Source organism: Cohnella luojiensis, assembly GCF_004564235.1.
Classification (GTDB): domain Bacteria; phylum Bacillota; class Bacilli; order Paenibacillales; family Paenibacillaceae; genus Cohnella; species Cohnella luojiensis.
Window position 1 is genome coordinate 1 of record NZ_SOMN01000090.1, and the last position, 1,509, is coordinate 1,509.

Below are 1,509 nucleotides of genomic sequence, written 5' to 3' on the forward strand. Positions count from 1 at the left end.
CTTAATCCCAAGATGATATTCCCCAACACTTCTACCTGGAATTATTTGACCATATAGATAGGAATTCATGTCACACATTCTTTCTTATTTTTTTGGGGAGCTCTTAGCCGATTTCATATAACGTTCTTGTATTCGCGACGTCCATTCCCCTTAGATAGCTCTTATCTTAGGGGAATGGATGTATCTGCCTGAATTCACTTCCTCGAAAATACTCCTGGCAGATCAAGGGCCGCATGGCCCGCAGCGCGAATATGGTGTTATGCGTTGTTCCCGACCTCGTGAAATACATTCAGCTCATAACTAAAGCGAAGCGACTGTCCTACAAAGGTCTATTGATTATTATTATTACGCTCTTGATTTATGGTCTTTGGTTCTTATGATGCTCTTTGGTTCTTATGATGCCTTTGGTTCTTATGATGCCTTTGGTTCTTATGATGCCTTTGGTTCTTATGATGCTCTTGGTTTATGATGCTTTCTGTTTATGATGCTTTCTGTTTATGATGCTCTCTGTTTATGATGCTCTTCGTTTTTATGATACCTTTAAATCTTAGACCTTAATGATCTTTTGGCTTTATGACGCTCTTAGATATTAATGATTAATGATAATCTTGGTTTACGTTAAAGCGGACACGCCCCTAACCAGTCTTGATTTATGCTCTCGGGAATTACGCATAACGTTAATGTATTCACGACGCCCTACCACCTTAAGTCCCGAAGGGACGGCCGCGATGCGGTTAGGTGGTGCGGGTGTGTCCGGCTGAATTCGCTTCTCTGCTGCTGAAATGCCTCTTCGAATCACATCTATCTCCGGCCGGACCGAGGGCCGAATGGCCCGAAGCGTGAATATAGTGTTATAAGAAGTTGGCGGCCTCATTGAATATTCTTACATATGATCTTGAATATTCTTGTACTTTTTTAGAAATTGAATATCTTTTCTTAATCCCCAAATAAAACTAATTGGTATTGCAATTATCGGAATCAAACTTGCGGGTATCATCAACCACAAAATCGCACCGCCTATTATTATTAATCCAAGACAAATTCCAATAAAAATATTTGCAATTAATAATGGATAATTAAGACTTTGTAAAAAGGTAGACTTGCTAATAAATGTACTAGAAAAAGCGATACAAATTGCTGCCGGAAGATATCGAGGAACATATGCTATTATTTCTGAAGAACTAGGTGTGTCATTCTCGCTAAAGAATCCTTGCGAATCTGCATAAGGTACAAGTAAAAAAAGCATATATAAGATTGCAATACTTGATGAAACTAAAATTATTATGTTTAGACTTTGCCCCTTAAGAATTTTCTCATATCGAACCTTAAAAATGATAAGAGTAGCCTCCATTCCTTGAACTTATAGCTCTTCGCCAATTTCTTATAACGTTCTCGTATTCACGACGTCCCACCGACTTAAGGCTCCGTCAGGAGCCGGCCGCGATGCGGTTAGTCGGTGCGGATGTGTCCGGCTGATTATGCTTCCCCGCTACTGAATATACATCAATC

At 39.7% G+C, this 1,509-nt stretch carries 1 protein-coding gene; it reads right to left on the reverse strand.

Features of this window, described 5'->3' with window-relative positions; genetic code table 11:
• Positions 1-883: 883 nt before the first annotated feature.
• Positions 884-1,351, reverse strand: a complete 468-nt coding sequence (locus tag E2980_RS23835; protein ID WP_135154702.1) for a hypothetical protein — start codon at positions 1,349-1,351, stop codon at positions 884-886.
• Between the last annotated feature and the right edge of the window lie 158 nt (positions 1,352-1,509).